Annotated in this window: 16 protein-coding genes; 10 read left to right on the top strand and 6 right to left on the bottom strand. The window is 74.2% G+C overall.

Annotation, left to right across the window (positions count from 1 at the left end; genetic code table 11):
- Positions 1–49 precede the first annotated feature (49 nt).
- The 3 genes from ADK52_RS18505 (at position 50) to ADK52_RS18495 (ending at position 1249) form a co-directional block, all read left to right on the top strand.
- Positions 50–418 carry a PRC-barrel domain-containing protein gene (locus ADK52_RS18505; protein WP_053690925.1) on the top strand — a complete coding sequence of 123 codons (369 nt, stop codon included), beginning with the start codon at positions 50–52 and terminating at the stop codon, positions 416–418.
- 106 nt (positions 419–524) lie between these two features.
- Positions 525–791: a DUF4235 domain-containing protein gene (locus ADK52_RS18500; RefSeq protein ID WP_053690924.1), complete on the top strand. Its 267-nt coding sequence runs from the start codon at positions 525–527 to the stop codon at positions 789–791.
- 227 nt (positions 792–1018) lie between these two features.
- Positions 1019–1249 (top strand): DUF5133 domain-containing protein, encoded by a 231-nt coding sequence (locus ADK52_RS18495; protein ID WP_053690923.1) that lies wholly within the window; start codon positions 1019–1021, stop codon positions 1247–1249.
- 118 nt (positions 1250–1367) lie between these two features.
- On the opposite strand, the gene ADK52_RS18490 is transcribed toward ADK52_RS18495, so the two are convergent.
- Positions 1368–1634 (bottom strand): protealysin inhibitor emfourin, encoded by a 267-nt coding sequence (locus ADK52_RS18490; protein WP_053690922.1) that lies wholly within the window; start codon positions 1632–1634, stop codon positions 1368–1370.
- 296 nt (positions 1635–1930) lie between these two features.
- Between ADK52_RS18490 and ADK52_RS18485 the strand changes: the two genes are divergently transcribed.
- Positions 1931–3049 (top strand): glutamate--cysteine ligase, encoded by a 1119-nt coding sequence (locus ADK52_RS18485; RefSeq protein ID WP_053690921.1) that lies wholly within the window; start codon positions 1931–1933, stop codon positions 3047–3049.
- Positions 3050–3146: 97 nt separating this feature from the next.
- Here the strand turns inward: ADK52_RS18485 and ADK52_RS18480 are convergent, their stop codons facing one another.
- On the bottom strand, positions 3147–4997 hold the full coding sequence (locus ADK52_RS18480; RefSeq protein ID WP_053690920.1) for a GAF domain-containing SpoIIE family protein phosphatase: 1851 nt from the start codon (positions 4995–4997) through the stop codon (positions 3147–3149).
- A 195-nt stretch (positions 4998–5192) separates the two neighbouring features.
- Here ADK52_RS18480 and ADK52_RS43015 point away from each other — a divergent pair, with 195 nt between their 5' ends.
- Positions 5193–5348, top strand: a complete 156-nt coding sequence (locus tag ADK52_RS43015) for a DUF6131 family protein (protein ID WP_199809302.1) — start codon at positions 5193–5195, stop codon at positions 5346–5348.
- 97 nt (positions 5349–5445) lie between these two features.
- Here the strand turns inward: ADK52_RS43015 and ADK52_RS18475 are convergent, their stop codons facing one another.
- Positions 5446–6327, bottom strand: a complete 882-nt coding sequence (locus ADK52_RS18475; RefSeq protein ID WP_234343972.1) for a YihY/virulence factor BrkB family protein — start codon at positions 6325–6327, stop codon at positions 5446–5448.
- Between the two features lie 102 nt (positions 6328–6429).
- On the opposite strand from ADK52_RS18475, the gene ADK52_RS18470 reads away from it, so the two are divergent.
- From ADK52_RS18470 to ADK52_RS18450, 5 genes are all read left to right on the top strand, one after another.
- Positions 6430–7092 (top strand): VanZ family protein, encoded by a 663-nt coding sequence (locus ADK52_RS18470; protein WP_234343969.1) that lies wholly within the window; start codon positions 6430–6432, stop codon positions 7090–7092.
- A 112-nt stretch (positions 7093–7204) separates the two neighbouring features.
- Positions 7205–9838, top strand: a complete 2634-nt coding sequence (gene lanKC / locus ADK52_RS18465; protein WP_053690919.1) for a class III lanthionine synthetase LanKC — start codon at positions 7205–7207, stop codon at positions 9836–9838.
- Positions 9835–9978, top strand: coding sequence for a SapB/AmfS family lanthipeptide (locus ADK52_RS18460; RefSeq protein WP_030162116.1), 144 nt, complete (start codon positions 9835–9837; stop codon positions 9976–9978). The genes lanKC and ADK52_RS18460 overlap by 4 nt, the downstream gene beginning before the upstream one ends.
- 67 nt (positions 9979–10045) lie before the next feature.
- On the top strand, positions 10046–11878 hold the full coding sequence (locus tag ADK52_RS18455) for an ABC transporter ATP-binding protein (protein WP_063783879.1): 1833 nt from the start codon (positions 10046–10048) through the stop codon (positions 11876–11878).
- The gene (locus ADK52_RS18450; RefSeq protein ID WP_053690918.1) at positions 11875–13662 is read left to right on the top strand and encodes an ATP-binding cassette domain-containing protein; all 1788 of its coding nucleotides are present in this window, start codon (positions 11875–11877) and stop codon (positions 13660–13662) included. The genes ADK52_RS18455 and ADK52_RS18450 overlap by 4 nt, the downstream gene beginning before the upstream one ends.
- A gap of 39 nt (positions 13663–13701) precedes the next feature.
- Here ADK52_RS18450 and ADK52_RS18445 read toward each other — a convergent pair whose 3' ends face one another.
- The 3 genes from ADK52_RS18445 to ADK52_RS18435 form a co-directional block, all read right to left on the bottom strand.
- Positions 13702–14310: a response regulator transcription factor gene (locus tag ADK52_RS18445; protein ID WP_053690917.1), complete on the bottom strand. Its 609-nt coding sequence runs from the start codon at positions 14308–14310 to the stop codon at positions 13702–13704.
- A 198-nt stretch (positions 14311–14508) separates the two neighbouring features.
- Positions 14509–15333, bottom strand: coding sequence for a DUF1206 domain-containing protein (locus ADK52_RS18440; RefSeq protein ID WP_053690916.1), 825 nt, complete (start codon positions 15331–15333; stop codon positions 14509–14511).
- A 5-nt stretch (positions 15334–15338) separates the two neighbouring features.
- Positions 15339–15788 carry an SRPBCC family protein gene (locus ADK52_RS18435; protein ID WP_053690915.1) on the bottom strand — a complete coding sequence of 150 codons (450 nt, stop codon included), beginning with the start codon at positions 15786–15788 and terminating at the stop codon, positions 15339–15341.
- Positions 15789–15970: the final 182 nt, after the last annotated feature.

Below are 15970 nucleotides of genomic sequence, written 5' to 3'. Positions count from 1 at the left end.
AGGCGCGCTGTTACGAGAGTCCGATCCGACCCCCATGGAGGGCATTTTCATGACGGAGAACGTGTGGGGCTATCGCGAGACCTCGGCCCGTCCGCAGGGCGTCGACCTCATCGGATTCAAGGTCGAGGCCGTCGACGGCGCCATCGGCAAGGTGGACAAGCACTCCGACGAGGCCGACTTCGCGTACATCGTGGTGGACACCGGTCCGTGGATCTTCGGCAAGGAGGTGCTCCTCCCGGCCGGCACCGTCTCCCGCATCGACGTGGAAGACGAGCGGATCTACGTCGACCGGACGAAGGAGCAGATCAAGAACGCCCCCGAGTTCCACCGGGACAAGCACCTGCGGGACGAGGCCTACCACACGGAAATCGGCGCGTACTACGGCATCGGCGGCCCGTTCGGCGGCAGCCGATTCTGATCCGGCGCGCGCCGTCGCGACGACGGCACCGTCCCGGCGGCTCCTCGACGCTCAGGCGTGGAGGAGCCGCGTCGGGCTGCGGAGCGAGGGATAGCGGAGGTGTGCGATGAAGGCATCGAAAGTCGCCTACAAGCCGGTCGGACTGGCGCTCGGAGCCGGCGCCGGTCTGCTGGCCGCGGCGGTCTTCAAGGAGGTGTGGAAACTCGCCGGGCACGAAGGCGACGCCCCGAACGCCATGGACGAGGAACGGCGCTGGCGCGAGGTACTGATCGCCGCCGCGATCCAGGGCGCGATCTTCGCCCTGGTCAAAGCGGCCGTCGAGAGGTCCGGAGCCGTCGCCGTACGACGCGTGTCGGGTACCTGGCCGGCCTGAACCGCGGGGCGGGGAGCACTGATCGGCGCGGTCGCCCGGCCGCGGCAGCGGCTGCTGCTCACCGCCGTGGACGCGGCGACGGGTTGCGGTGTGACCGTCCCACCGCGACAACCACCGTACGGTCTCGGCCAGTACGACGCGTGTGGCGCATGGGACGCCTGGCACGGGGCACACGAGGCGCAGTGGCGTCCCGGCCCCGTGAAGGCGACCTGTGAAGGAGCGAAATCGTGCTGATGGCTCACCCCGCGGTGCTGGCGCGTCTGGTGGAGGAGTACGAGATGGTGACGCGGCTCCAGGCCGGAGGCCGTCAGGAACCGGTGCGGCAGCGACTGGAGGACGTGGTCTACACGCTGTGCGTGTCGACCGGGACGCGCGACATCGATGCCGCGCTGGCCTCGGCCCGGGAACGGATGGGCACCGCCTGGGTCACCGGCGCGGACGGCACGGCGGCGGCCTGAGGCCGGACCGAACAGGCCGACCGGGCCGAACATGCCGACCGGACCGTCGCGCGGGTGCCGTACCGGGCCCGCCCGGACCCGGTACGGCACCCCGGCGAGCCGGGGGTGGGCGGAACGGTCAGGCGCCCTCGCCCAGGACGGTGGCGATCAGCTGCCGTTGCTCCTCGGTGAGGTACGGATCCCGTAACTCCACCAGCTTGCCGTCGACGTGGACGACGTAGTTGAACCCGTCCGGCACGGGTTGCCCGCCTGCGGGGCACTCGCCGCTCAGGGCTCGCTCGGCCAGCCGCTCCAGCTCGGCGCCGTCGCTCCGGTACTCCGTGTCGAGGGAAGCGGTCCGTTCCCTGCCCGCGAACCCGCCTGTACGGGTGACGGTGATCAGCATCGTGAAACCTCCTTGAATCGAGCACCGCCTGCGGCTTGTCGGACCGGCCGGTCCGGCCGGGTCAGGCGGCGCACGGGATGGGCACCCTCTCGCCTGCCCCCGAAAGCCCCGCATGTGCCTCTGCGCCCGGCATCGCCGTGAGATGTCCGAAAGCGACCCACCGCCCGGACGGCCCGCCGAGGTGCGTTCGCCGCAGCCCCGCACCACCCGTACGCCGCGCTCACACTGCGGATGGCCGCCGCGCGAGCGGGCATACGCCGGAGGGAACGGCACGGAGAGCAAGCGAAAGGTCCCGCATGCGCAGCGTCGGCGTCGAGGAAGAACTGTTGCTGGTCGATCCGCGGACCGGGCAGCCGGCGGCTTCCGCCGGCGCGGTGCTGGCATCGGCCCTGCGGTCCGGAGGCCGGGCGGCGGGCGCCGGCGGAGAGATCCCGCTGGAGAAGGAGCTGCACGAGGAACAGGTCGAGTGCGCCACCCGCCCGCTGACCCGGATGGACGAACTCCACCAGGAGATCCGCCGGTGGCGGGCCGAGGCCGCCCGGCACGCGGAGGCCGCCGGCGTCCTGGTGGCGGCCCTGGCCACGTGCCCGCTGCCGGTGGAGCCGTCGCTGAGCGTGGGCGAGCGCTACCAGTGGATCGCCCGGCAGTTCGGCCTGCCCGCCCAGGAACAGCTGACCTGCGGCTGCCACGTGCACGTGGCGGTGGACTCCGACGAGGAGGGCGTGGCGGTGCTCGACCGGATCCGGCCCTGGCTGTCCGTCCTCACCGCGCTGAGCGCGAATTCACCCTTCTGGCAGGGGGAGGACACCGCGTACGGCAGCTACCGCAGCAGGGTCTGGAACCGCTGGCCCTCGGCGGGCCCGGTCGACCTCTTCGGCACGCCCGAGCGCTACCACGAGCGGGTACGGGCCATGGTCGCCACGGGGGCCATCCGGGACGAGGGGATGATCTACTTCGACGCGCGGCTGGCCGCCTCCTATCCGACGGTGGAGATCCGCGTGGCGGACGTCTGCCTCGACGCGTCGACCGCCGTGCTGCTGGCCGCCTTGGTGCGCGGCCTGGTGGACACCGCGGCCCGGGACTGGCGGGCGGGTGAACCGCCGCCGGTGGCCGATACGAGCCTGCTCCGGCTCGCCGCCTGGCGTGCGGCCCGGTCCGGGCTCGACGGGCCGCTGATCCACCCGGCCACCCTCCGCGAGGACGGAGCCGTTGCCGTCGTCCGGGGGCTGTACGACCACGTACGGGATGCCCTGGAGGACAACGGGGACGCCGGCTTCGTCAAGGAAGGCCTGGCCGCGCTGCAGGCCCGCGGCAACGGCGCCCGCGTACAGCGGGAGCTGCTGCGCACGGGAGGCGACCTGGCCGCCGTGGTGCTCCGCTGTGCCCGGCGCACCCTCGGGGACGAGGCCGGGTGAGACCTTCCGGCCTGTCGTTCACGCCCGCCGAGCCGTTCACGCCCGCCGAGCCGCTGATGGGCGTCCCACACGGAGCCGTCCGGTCCCCCCGCGCCGGTCAGGGAATGCGCAGCACGAGGAGGACGACGTCGTCTCCCGGGGGCGGTTCCGCCAACCGGTTGTTGATGCGGCGGAGCAGTTCGGGCAGCGGACGGTCCCCGTGGCGGGCCAGCAGGCCGGCGAGCTGCGCGATGGCGGCGTCGATGTCGTGGCCGCGCCGCTCGACGAGTCCGTCGGTGTAGAGCAACAGGGTCGAGCCCGGCCGAAGTTCCCGCCGGGCCTCGGTGCGCCGAGGGGCGGCGAGACCCGGGTGGAGGAGGACGTCGTGTTCCACCAGGGTGGTGACCACGCCGTCCGGGGTCCGCAGGAGCGGGGGCGGGTGACCGGCGTTGGACCAGGTCAGGGCCCAGCCGCCGGCGTCGCCCAGCGAGTCGAGGCGGGCATGGACCAGGGTGCCGCCGACGTCGATGGGCAGGACCGAACAGGCCGCGTCGAGGGCGGTCAGAGCGGCCGCCGGGCTGTACGGGGGATGGTCGAGGGTGGCCTGGCGCAGCATGCTGCGGATCTGACCCATCACGGTGGCGGCATGCATGTCGTGGCCCGTGATGTCGCCGACGGTGATCATGAGCGGGGCGACGTCGCCGGACCCGGCCGGCGGCAGGTGGTAGGCGTCGTACCAGTCTCCGCCGATCATCTCCTCGTCGGCGGCCGGCTGGTAGAGGGCGCTGATGTCGAGGGCGTCGGTCCGGGGGAGGTCGGTGAGCATGGCGGCCTGGAGCTGGCGGGCGATGGAGATGCGTTCGTCCAGGTAGAGGGCGCGTTCCACCGCCTGGGCGGTGTACCCGGAGGCCGCGGTGAGCGCCGCCCGCTCGGGGGTGCTCACCTCGTGCGGGTTGGTCCAGCAGGTCACGAGGACGCCCAGCAGCCCGCGACTGCCCCAGAGCGGCAGGCACAGCACCGTGGTGAAACCCATGCGGTCGAAGAAGGCGACCGCCTCGGGGCTGTACCCGGCCACGAGCGCCTCACGGTCGGGCACGAACACGGTCCGCCCTTCCCGCATGGCCCGGGCGCTGGGAAATGCCGCGTCCGCGGAGAGGGTGAGGAATTCGTGCTCGACGGAGTGCACGACGTCCGGGTCCGGGATGCGGTGCAGTTCGTTCTCGTCGGCGACGAGCAGGCCCACGTACGAGGGCTTGCCGACGCCGACGAACAGGTCGCGCAGCCGTCGCCGCAGGTCCTCCAGGCCGGAGGTCTGGGACAGCTCCTCCGAGGCCCTCAGCAGCAGCTCGGCGTGGTCCAGGCCGGCCTGGGCCTCGTGTTCCAGGCGCTCCGCGTCGCCCCGGGCCCGCTCGGCGGCGGCCCGCGCGGTCTCCAGTACGTTCTGTGCCGCCTGGCGCTGCGCCGACACGATCCGCAGGCACAGCTCGGCGGAGCACGCCGCGGCCAGATCCGCCAGGTCGGCGAGCTCCCCTTCGCTCCAGGCCCGGGGCGTGTGGTCGAGGGCGCACAGAGCGCCGAGGACGAGCCCGTTGCCGTCGGTCACCGGTATGGCGGCGTACGCCACCATCCCGAGGTCCTGCACGGGGCTGTTGCGCAGCCTCGCGTCGGCGCGGGTGTCGGAGATGCTCAGGGGCTTCCCGGAGCCGACCGCGTACCGCCAGAGGGCGTGCGACGGCGGCAGCGCCCGGCTCTCCGCCCAGGGCTCGGGCAGACCGACCATGCCGGGCAGGACCTGCCGGTCCTCCTCGATCAGCGAAACGAAGGCCACGGGTACGCGGAGAAGTCTCGTCACCAGCCGTGCGAACCGGTCCATCCCCGGATCCGAGGCGTCCGACAGCCCGGCCAGTCGCAGGGCCCGCCGCCGTGCGCCGTCCAGGGCCTCCACGGGCTCCCGGCCCTGTTCCGCCATGTGCCCCTCCGGTCCCGGACCCGAGGCTGTCCTGGCAGCATCGTAAGACATCGGAACGCGCACGACCGGTCCTGCGCGGACGATGTCGGCGGGACACAGCACTGATACGTACGGATTTCCGGGGTACACGCCGTCCGAGGCGCCACGGCGGTTCCAACCGTTCCGCCGAACCCCCAACGTGAGAACGAGGGCATCATGATTCTCGTGGGACTGATTCTCCTGCTCATCGGATTTCTGACCGGAATTTCCATCCTGTGGACCATCGGGGTCATCTTGCTCGTGGTCGGCGCGGTGTTGTGGCTCCTGGGCTCGGTCGGACACGCGGTCGGCGGCAGGCGCCACTACTGGTAACCGCACCGTGCGGTGACACACGGCACGGGCGGGTCCCCCACCGGGGGGACCCGCCCGCCTCGATTGAGGAGCGCGGGCGGGGGCCCGGGAACCGGGCCTACGGGCGGGCGGCCGGTTCCCGGGCCCGTTCGGCGTTGAACTGGGCCCCGGTGAGCAGGGCCAGGTTGGCGATCCAGAGCCAGACGAGGAAGACCACGATGCCGGCCAGCGAACCGTAGAGCCGGCCGTACGTGTCCAGCCCCGTGTACAGCGTGAAGAGCACCGAGGCGGCCAGCCAGAGCAGGGCCGCCAGTACGCCGCCGGGCAGGCCCCGGCGGGTGCCCCGGCTCTGGGCCGGGCCGGTACGGAACAGGATCAGCACCAGGAAGGTGACGGCCACGAGCAGCACGGGCCAGCGCAGGAGCGCGATGACCTCCGGGCTGCTCCCGCCGGCGGTCCGCGCCACCCATCGGGCCGGCGGACCGGACACGACCAGTCCCGCGGCCGCGACGACGAGCAGGACCAGCAGCACCGCGGCGTTGACGAGCAGCGTGTGGGCGGCACGCAGCGGAGGCCGCCTGTCGGGCACCCGGTGCATCGTGTGCAGGGCCCGGCGGAACACCGCCAGGTAACTGCACGCCGACCACAGCGCGCTCAGCACGCCGCTGATCAGCAGGGCCCACATCGACGACTGCTCGGCCGCGAGTCCGCCGAGCGCGTCGCGCAGCACCTGCGCCGACTGGGGCGGCGCGTACGCGGTGAGGTCGGTGATCAGCCGGTCCCTCGTCTCCCCGCCCAGCAGCCCGACGAGGGAGACCGCGATGACGAGCGCGGGCAGGAGCGCCAGGACGGCGTAGTAGGTGAGTGCGGCCGCGTGGTCGGCGAGGTTGTCCGTCCAGACGCGGACGGCCGTACGCCGCAGTTCGGCGCGGGTGCGCGCCGCGAGGGCGGCCGCGGGCGGAGCGTTCGGGCGGGATGCGGTGCGGGGGAGGTCGGTCACGCTCCGCAGGTGCCCGACGGGCCCGGCCGCATGCGCCGGCCGCCGTGGGGGAGCGCCGGTGGCGCCCGCGTACCGGGGGCCCCGCAGGGTAAACGCGCCCGCATGACATGGAGTTGCGTACGGCGCAGTACGGAGAAGCGGGCGGACCGCAAGCGGGCGGACCGGAGGCCTGTGGAGCGCGAGCGGGCGGAACACGAGAACCCGGAGCGCGAGAACGCGGAACGCAGACGGGCGGAACGGCCCGTACCGGTCGCCCCCCGGAGGCGATACCGGGGTCCGGCCCATCCGGCGGTCCGGGCGTCGGCCATGGTCACCGCCTTCGCCGGGACCGTGCTGTTCGGGGTGGTCCTGGCCCGGCTGACGCTGGAACCGTCCGCCGCCTCGGCGGCCCTCGTGCACAGCAACGTCACGCCCGGCCGCTCGATCAACGCCTACCTGGACGGGACGTCGACGATCGAGGCGGTGCGCCAGCTGGGCGGGAACCTGCTGCTCGGCCTGCCGTTCGGTGTGCTCCTGCCCGTCCTGCTGCCCCCGGCGCGGGGGCTCCTGCGGGTCGGCGCCGTGACGGTCTGCCTGATGACGCTCGTGGAGCTGGTCCAGGGCGCCCTGGTCACGGGACGCGTCTTCGACATCGACGACGTCATCCTCAACACGGCCGGCGCGCTCCTCGGCTACCTGCTGATCGGCCGCCGGCTCGGGCGGGCCGTGCACCCGCGCCGCCGGCACTGGTGGACCCGACGGGCCGCGGAGCCCCGTGACACCTGACGCGTGCCCGGTGACTCGTGAGTACTGCACACCCCAACGGTGACAGGCGTGACTGTCGCCGCCTCCTCCGGGCGTGACACCGTCGGGTCTGCCGCCGACCGAGGGAGCAGGTGTGAACAAGGGGTACGCCGCCTTCTGCGACGCCGACCGCTGGTTCTACGACGCGCCGTACCGGCGCGCCGGCGAGAGCTACCCGGCCGCGCTCGCCCCCGTCCCGCCGGGGTGGCGCTCGCACCGAAGCGGCGACTGGCTCGCGCTGCGCCCCGCCGACGCCGAACTGCCCGCGCAGGGCTGGAAGATCCACGTCTCGGCCACGCTCGACAACGCCGAATCGCTGCTGACGACGGTGTACGCGTACTGCACCGCCCGACGCATCGCCTTCAAGTTCATACCGAGCCGGTACCTGCTGCACCTGCGCAACGCCAAGTACGCCGACCGCGCGGCGAGCGGCAAGTTCATCACCGTCTACCCGGCCGACGAGCAGCAGTGCCGCCGGATCGCGGAGGACCTCGACGCCGCGCTGGCCGGGGCGGCCGGCCCGTACATCCTCAGCGACCTGCGCTGGGGCGCCGGCCCGGTCCACCTGCGCTACGGCAGCTTCACCCTGCGGCACTGCTACGACGAGCACGGCGAGCTGGTCCCGGCGATCGAGACGCCTGACGGGCGGCTCGTACCGGATCGGCGCGGGCCGGTGTTCCAGCCGCCCGAGTGGCTCGAACTGCCCGCCTTCCTGGAGCCGCACCTCGCGGCGCGCTCCGGGATCACCCTGACCGGCATCCCCTTCACGGTGGAGCGGGCGCTGCACTTCTCCAACGGCGGCGGCGTCTACGTCGGCAAGGACAGCCGCACCGGCGAGTCCGTGGTCCTCAAAGAGGCCCGGCCGTACGCCGGGCTCGCCGCCGACGGCGCCGACGCCGTGACCCGGCTGCACCGCGAACAAGCCGCACTGGAAAGGCTGTCGGGCCTGGACTGCGTGCCCGCGGTGCGCGGCACGTTCACGGTCGGCGACCACCACTTCCTGGTGCTGCAACACCTCGCCGGCAAACCGCTCAACACCTACTTCGCCCGCCGCCACCCGCTGATCGAGGCGGACCCCGACCCGGCGGAGCTCGCCTCCTACACCGAGTGGGCCCTGAAGATCCACCGCCGCGTCACCGAGGCCGTCGAAGCCGTGCACGCCCGCGGCGTGGTCTTCAACGACCTCCACCTCTTCAACATCATGGTGGCGGAGGACGAGAACGGCGAACCCTCCGTCGCCCTGCTGGACTTCGAGGCCGCCGCGCACGTCGACGAGGGGCTGCGCCAGACCGTCGCCAACCCGGCCTTCGTCGCCCCCGCGGAGCGGCGCGGGTTCTCCGTCGACCGCTACGCCCTCGCCTGTCTGCGGCTCGCCCTGTTCCTCCCGCTGACCAGCCTGCTCGTCCTGGACCGGGCCAAGGCCGCCCATCTGGCCGCCGTCGCCGCCGAGCAGTTCCCCGTACCGCGGCAGTTCCTCGACGAGGCCGTCGAAGAGATCCTGGCCGGCGCTCCACAGGGCGCGGGGGGCGGCCGCCTGACCGCACCGCCCGGCCCGTACCTGCCCGTCGAGCCGGGGGACTGGCCCGCCGCCCGCGCCTCGATGACCGCGGCGCTGCGCGCGAGCGCCACCCCGGACCGCGAGGACCGCTTCGTGCCCGGCGACATCGCCCAGTTCGCGACCGCCGGCGGAGGCACCGGCCTCGGCTACGGGATCGCCGGGGTGCTCCACGCCCTCGCCGAGACCGGCGCCGGACCCTGGCCCGAAGCCGAGGAATGGCTGCTGGCGCGCACGGAGGAGCCGGCATCCGGCACTCCGCTCGGCTTCTACGACGGCCTCGCCGGCACGGCCTGGACCCTGCACCGGCTCGGACACCCGGACCGCGCCCTCGCGCTCACCGAAAGGCTGCTGCACCAGCCCTGGCAGAGCGCGGGTCCCGACCTGCACGGCGGACTCGCCGGCATCGGCCTCGCCCTGGACGCGCTCGGCACCGCGAGCGGCGAGAGCGGGCTGCACACCGCGGCCCTGCGCTGCGCCGAACTCCTCGCCCGGCCCGAACAGCGGCCCGCCCGCGCCGGACTGATGTACGGGAACACCGGCCCCGCCCTGCTCTTCCTGCGGCTGTACGAACGCACCGGTGACAAGGAGCTGCTGCTCCAGGCCGCCCGGGCGCTCCACCACGACCTCGACCGCTGCGTCACCAGCGCGTACGGCACCCTCCAGGTGAACGAGGGCTGGCGCACGATGCCGTACCTCGGCGAGGGCAGCGTCGGGATCGGCATGGTCCTCGACGACTGGCTGGAGCACGCTCCCGACGAGCGCTTCGAACAGGCCCGGCGCGAGATCGTACGGGCGGCGCAGGCGACCTTCTACGCCCAGCCCGGGCTGCTGCGCGGCGCCGCCGGGATGATCCTCCACCTGGCCCGGACCACCACGCCGGGCCCGGGCACCGGATCCCGGGACATCGCCCGCCAGATCGACGCGCTGGCCCGGCACGCCGTGCCGTACCAGGGGCATCTGGCCTTCCCCGGCGAGCAGATGATGCGCCTGTCCATGGATCTCGCCACGGGCACCGCCGGCGCTCTCCTCGCCCTCGGCAGCGCCGCGCCCGGCGGGCGCGCGCACCTGCCGTTCCTCCCGCCGCTGCGCAGCACCGCGGCGGCCCCAGAGCCGGTCCCGCACGGGGCCGTGACCCATCGCACCACTCGACAGAAGAGGAATCTGACATGACGCTTCTCGACCTGCAGTCGATGGAGACCCCCAAGGAAGAGGTCACCGAGGGCGCGCTGCACGGCGGTGGCGGTGGCGGCAGCCGGGCCAGCCTGCTGCTCTGCGGCGACAGCAGCCTGAGCATCACGACCTGTAACTGACCAGGTCACCCCGGGCCCGGGCGGTTCGCCGCCCGGGCCCGCACCACACCACCGGAGGCATCCGTCGATGAGCCCCCCCGACGTGGCGGCCGGCACGGCGCAGGCCGCGACCGTGGCCCGCACCGCCGACCGGGCTCTCCTGGCAGCGGCCCGCCACAGCGCCGGGCGCAGCGCCGCCGTCCTCGGATGCACCGTCAGCGCCGCCGCCGCGGCACTCGCCGAACCCGCGGTCCTCGGCCACACCCTCGACCTGCTGCTCCGCCGCGCCCCGGCGGGCCCCGCCTGGACACTGCTGTGCGCCGTGGTCATCGCGGCCGAAGTGGTGCTGGACGCTGCCGCCGCCCGGCTGACCGGCGAGGTCGACGGCCGCTCCACCGCCCGCCTGCGCAGGCTCGGGCTGGCCCGGCTGCTGCGGACGGCCCCGCACCACGCCGCCCGCCACGCACCCGGCGAAACCGCCGCGCGGCTGACCGCGCACGCCACCGAGGCCGGGAAGGTGCCGGCCGCCGTCGCGCACGCCGTCGCCGCACTGCTGCCGCCGATCGGCGCGGTGACCGCCCTCTTCCTCATCGACCTGTGGACGGCACTCGCCTTCCTCGTCGGCGTTCCGTTCCTCGTGCTCCTGCTGCGGGCCTTCGCCCGCGACACCCACACCAGCATCGCCCGCTACCAGCAGGTCCAGCTCGCGACCGCCGGCCGTCTGACCGAGGCGCTGGCCGGGGCGCGCACGATCGCCGCCGCCGGCACCGCAGAGCGCGAACGCGCGCGGATCCTCGCCGGGTTGCCCGAGCTGGGCACCGAGGGCAGGCGGATGTGGCAGGTCTACGGCGGCACCACGGCCCGGTCCTCGGCCCTCATGCCGATGCTCCTGTACGCGGTCCTCGCCGTCGGCGGCATCCGCCTGTCGGCCGGGGCCATCGGGGTCGGAGAACTCCTCGCCGCCGTACGGTACGCCGGCCTCGCGGCCGGCATCGGCGCCGTGACCGGGGGACTGGCGGCCGTGGTCCGCGGCCGGTCCGCGGCCCGGCGGACCGCCGCCCTCCTGGACCTGCCCGTACTCGGCCACGGCCGGGCGGAACTGCCGGAAGGCGGCCCGGGCACCCTCGAACTGCGCGACGTCCGTGTCGTGCGCGGCGGAGCGACGGTCCTGCACGACATCAGCCTGCTCATCCCCGGAGGCGCCACGGTGGCCGTGGTCGGCCGCTCGGGCGCCGGCAAGACGCTGTTCGCCGCCGTGGCGGGCCGGCTCACCGACCCCGACGCGGGCCGGGTGCTGCTGGACGGAGTGCCCCTGCGGGAGCTGACCGCCGAAGCGCTGCGCCGCGAAGTCGGGTACGCCTTCGACCGGCCCGCACTGCTCGGGGACACGGTCGGCGGTGCGATCGCCTTCGGCACGGGCCCGGACCCCGGCCCGGAAGCGGTGCGCGCCGCGGCCCGTGCCGCCGGAGCCGACCCGTTCGTACGGCGCCTGCCCCACGGGTACGGCACGCGCCTCGCCGACGCCCCGATGTCCGGCGGGGAGGTCCAACGCCTCGGGCTGGCCAGGGCGTTCTGCCACGCGGGACGGCTCCTCGTACTGGACGACGCCACCTCCAGCCTCGACACCGTCACGGCCCGCGAGGTGGAGCGGGCCCTCGCCCGTGAGATCCGGCCCGGCACCCGGATCGTGGTCGCGCACCGCCTCTCGTCCGCCGTCCGCGCCGACCTCGTCGTATGGCTGGAGGACGGGCGGGTACGGGGGACCGGCAGCCACGGCGAGCTGTGGCGACGCGACCCCGCCTACCGGGCGGTGTTCGCCGCCGACACGACGGAGGAGACGGAAGAGGAGACGGAAGAGGACACGGAGAACGACACGGGAAGCGCCACGGAAAGCGACACGGAGCGGGAGGCGGCGCGGTGACCGGGGGAGGGGCCCGGAGCCGGGTGGGCCCCGAGGGGCGGCGGTTCCTGCGCGGCCACAAGGGTGCCGTCGGACGGCTGGCCGGCTGGTCGCTCCTGGAGTCCGCGCACACGTTCCTCGGCGGCTACGGCGTGGCCCGCGCCCTCGACGACGGCTTCCTCGCCGGCCGCACCGCCACCGGTCTCGGCTGGCTGGCCGCGGCCGGAGCCGGGGCACTGCTCGGCGGGTTCGCGCTGCGCGGTGTGTTCGCCGGGCTCGCGGACCTCGTGGAGCCGCTGCGGGACGGCCTGGTCCGGCGGGCCGTGCGGCAGGCGCTGGACCGCGCGGTCGCCGACCCGGCGGGCGCGGGCGACTCGGGCGCCGTGTCCCGGCTGACCCAGCAGACGGAAATGGCCCGTGACTCCTTCGCCGGGCTGGTCCTGACGGCACGTTCGTTCGTGTTCACCGCCGTGGGCGCCCTCGCCGGCATGGCCGCCCTGGCACCCGTGCTGCTGCTGGTCGTGCTGCCGCCGCTGCTGCTGGGCGTGGCCGCATTCCTGGCCATGCTGCGCCCCCTGGCCTCCGTACAGCGCAGGTCCCTGGACACCGACGAGGCGCTGGCCGACCGGGTGGGGGCGGTGGCCGAGGGCCTGCGCGACATCGTCGCCTGCGGGGGACGGGCCGCTGCGGAAGCCCGGGTGGAGCCCCTGATCGCCACGCAGGAGCGGCTGGCGCGCACGCTCGCGGGCTGGGGCGCCCTGCGCACCCTGGCCCTGGGCACGGCGGGCCGGCTGCCGGTGATCGCGCTCCTCGCCGCGACGCCCTGGCTGCTGGGCCGCGGGATCACCGCCGGTACGCTGGCCGGCGGCCTCACGTACCTGGTGCAGGCCCTGCTGCCCGCGCTCAACTCCTTGATGACCGCGCTGGGTTCCGCCGGAACCCGGCTGCTCGTGGTCCTCGAACGGTTCAGCGGACCGGTGCCGCCGGACCGGAACGGCCACAGCCCCGCGCAGCCGACGCCGACGCCGCAGCCTCAGCCGCCCGGGCCGGCCGGGCCGCCGACCGACGCCGCGGCCGAGCTCCGGGGCGTCACCTTCGCGTACGGCCCCGGCGCGGCTCCCGTACTCGACGACCTCGACCTGGAGGTGCGCCCCGGGGAGCACCTCGCGGTGGTCGGACCGAGCGGAATCGGCAAGTCCACGCTCACCGCGCTGCTCGCCGGAATGCTGTCGCCCGACGCGGGGGCGGTCCTCGTCGCCGGCGCGGCCGCCCGCCGGGAACCGGGAGCCGGCGGACCCGACCCGCGGCGGACCCTGCTGCCGCAGCAGGCCTACGTGTTCACCGGCACCGTACGGGAGAACCTGACCCACCTCGGCGCGGGCCCGGACGCCGCCGGGCCCGGGGACGCCCGAGTGCGGCACGCCGTCCGTGCCCTCGGACTGGACGACCTGGTGGCACGGCTCGGCGGCCTGGACGCCGAGGTGTCCCCCCGTCTGCTGTCCCGGGGCGAGAGCCAGCAGCTCGCGCTCGCCGCCGCCTACCTCTCGCCCGCTCCGCTGCTGCTGCTCGACGAGGCCACCTGCCACCTGGACCCGGCCGCCGAGGAGCGCGCCGAACGGGCCCTCGCCGAACGCCCCGGCACCCTCGTCGTCGTGGCCCACCGCGTCTCGTCCGCCGCCCGCGCCGACCGGGTCCTCGTCCTCGACGGGACCCGCGCCGTCTGCGGCACACACGAAGAACTCCCCGCCAGGTCGCCCCTGTACCGCGATCTGGTGGGGAGGTGGAACCTGGCCGCGGACGAGTGACACCACACGGGGCCCGTGTCCGGCCGCGGCACCCGCGGATCACACCCAGCCGGCTCGCCGGGATATCCGGATGGCGTCGATGAGATTGCGCGCGCCGGTCTTGCGGGTCGCCGCGGCCATGTAGTTGCGCACCGTCCCGCTCGCCAGGTGCAGCGTGCAGGCGATCTCGGCGATCGAATCGCCCTCCGCGGCCCGGGTCAGCACGCTGAGTTCCCGCGGGCTCAGCGGTACGGGATCGGCCTCCATGAACGCGGAAGCCAGCGAGGCGTCGATGAACCGTTCTCCCGCGGCGACCTTGCGGACCGCCCGTACGAGCCGCCCCGGCGAGCCGTCCTTGTCGACGTAGCCGCGCGCCTCGGCCCGGAAGGCGCGGTGCAGCAGCCCGGGCGCGCCGGTCGACGCGAGCACCAGGACCGGGGACGGCGGCGCGAGGACCTGGCGGTCCGCGCGCCCGTCATCGGCGAGGACGGCCGTCGCCCCCGGACAGTCGAGGTCGACGACCGTCACGTCTGGTCGTAACGACTCGGTCTGGCGGGCCGCGGCCCGCCAGCCTGCCGAGGTGACCTCGAAGCGCCCTTCGGATCTCAGCAGGGCGGCCAGTGCCGACCTGACCAGGCTGACGCTGTGCAGGACGAGGACCTTCGTCATCGTGTGCGCTCCTCGGTAGACGTACCAACGGCACCACGGGTGCCCCCATACAGGGCCGATGGAACGTCACTGCGGGGGGCGTTCAGGGGCGTACGGGCAAGTTGGCCGAGATACCCACGGATTCTGCTTCCCTTCGGCGGGTAACGCCCTTGAGTGGCCGGTTCCGGGCTGCTCGCCCGGCGTGAACGGCGCCTCGTCTCAGACCTCGCGCCACCGGGCCATCGCCCAGGAGAACACCCCGAAGAGCATGAGCCCGAAGGCGACCGCGACCAGGAGCCACGGCCCCGCCACGGTCCCGGCGAACGACCTCAGGGTGTCGTCGACGCCCTTCGCCTGGCCCGGGTCGTAGCGCACCGCGGCGTACACGACGAACCCGCCGGCCGCCGTGAACACGGCGCCCCGGGCCAGGCCGCCGGTCACCCCGAGGAAATCGACGGCCTTGCGCCCCCACGCAGGGACCCCGCCCAGGGCGAGGTGCCTGCGGAAGCCGCGCCGCGCCGCCTGCACCGCGATGACCACGCCCGCGACGGCGATCCCGAGCCCTGCCGCACCCACCAGCCACTGGCCGGCGGGCAGGTCCAGCGCCCTGGCCGTCACATCGCGCGATTGTTCGTCTCCGGAGCGCCCCGCGCCGCCCGCCGCGAACGACAGGGCGGAGAAGGCGACCACGGCGTAGAAGACCGTCCGGCCCGCCGAGGCCAGCCGCTTGACGGGCTTGCCGCCGTCCGGCCCGGCCGCGCCGAACACCGCCTCCGACAGGCGCCACAGCGCCATGCAGACGAGCCCCACACCGACGGCCCAGACGAGGACGCTGCCGAAGGGCCCTCCCACGAGCTCCCGGAGGGCGCCCTGGCGGTCGGCCTCCTCACCCCCGGCGTCCCCGAAGGCCACGCGCAGCGCCAGCATCCCGATCAGTGCGTACAGCACCCCGCGCGCCAGCAGGCCGCAGCGGGCCGTGACCTCGCGGAACCCACCGCCGCGGGACACGGCCCGGACGCCCTTGCCCCTGCCCCGGCGTCTCATCCCCGTCAGACCTCGCCCCGCCAGGCGCCCGTCTCGACTCCGCGCGACTCGATGAACAGCTTGAACCGCTTCAGATCGCCGGCCACCTGGCGCTTGACGAAGCCGAGCTTGTCGGCGGCCGTCTCGGCCAGGCCGTCGGGCACCCAGTTCATGTGCAGGACGACCTTGGTGGTGGTCGCGTCGATCGGCTGGAAGGTGACCAGGCCGGCCTGGCGCGCCTCCCCGTCCACCGTCATCCACGCGACGCGCCGGTCCGGGAGCTGCTCGGTGATCTGCGCATCGAACTCACGCTGCACACCGTTCACGTTCGTCACCCAGTGGGTCAGCGTGTCCGTGCGCTGGTAGATGCGTTCGACCCCTTCCATGAAGACGGGGAAGTCCTCGAACTGCGTCCACTGGTTGTAGGCAGTGCGTACGGGGACGTTGACCTCGACATACTCCTCGACGTGTGACACGTGCACCCCTTCCGTAGCGTCAGCGGCCCGGCACCACGGGGGTGCCGGTCGCCGCCTCCAGACCTTTCAGGGCCCGGCTACCCACCGCCGGGCGCGCCATGCGCCGGCCACCGCGGACCGGCGTCGGTCCCGTTAGCGCTGCGTGATCGCGGGTACGCGCGCGGCGACCGGCGCACACGGCC

It is taken from the genome of Streptomyces sp. WM6372 (genome assembly GCF_001279655.1).
Classification (GTDB): Bacteria; Actinomycetota; Actinomycetes; order Streptomycetales; family Streptomycetaceae; genus Streptomyces.
Note: the sequence above shows the minus strand (reverse complement) of the source record. Positions and strands in the feature narration are given on the sequence as shown.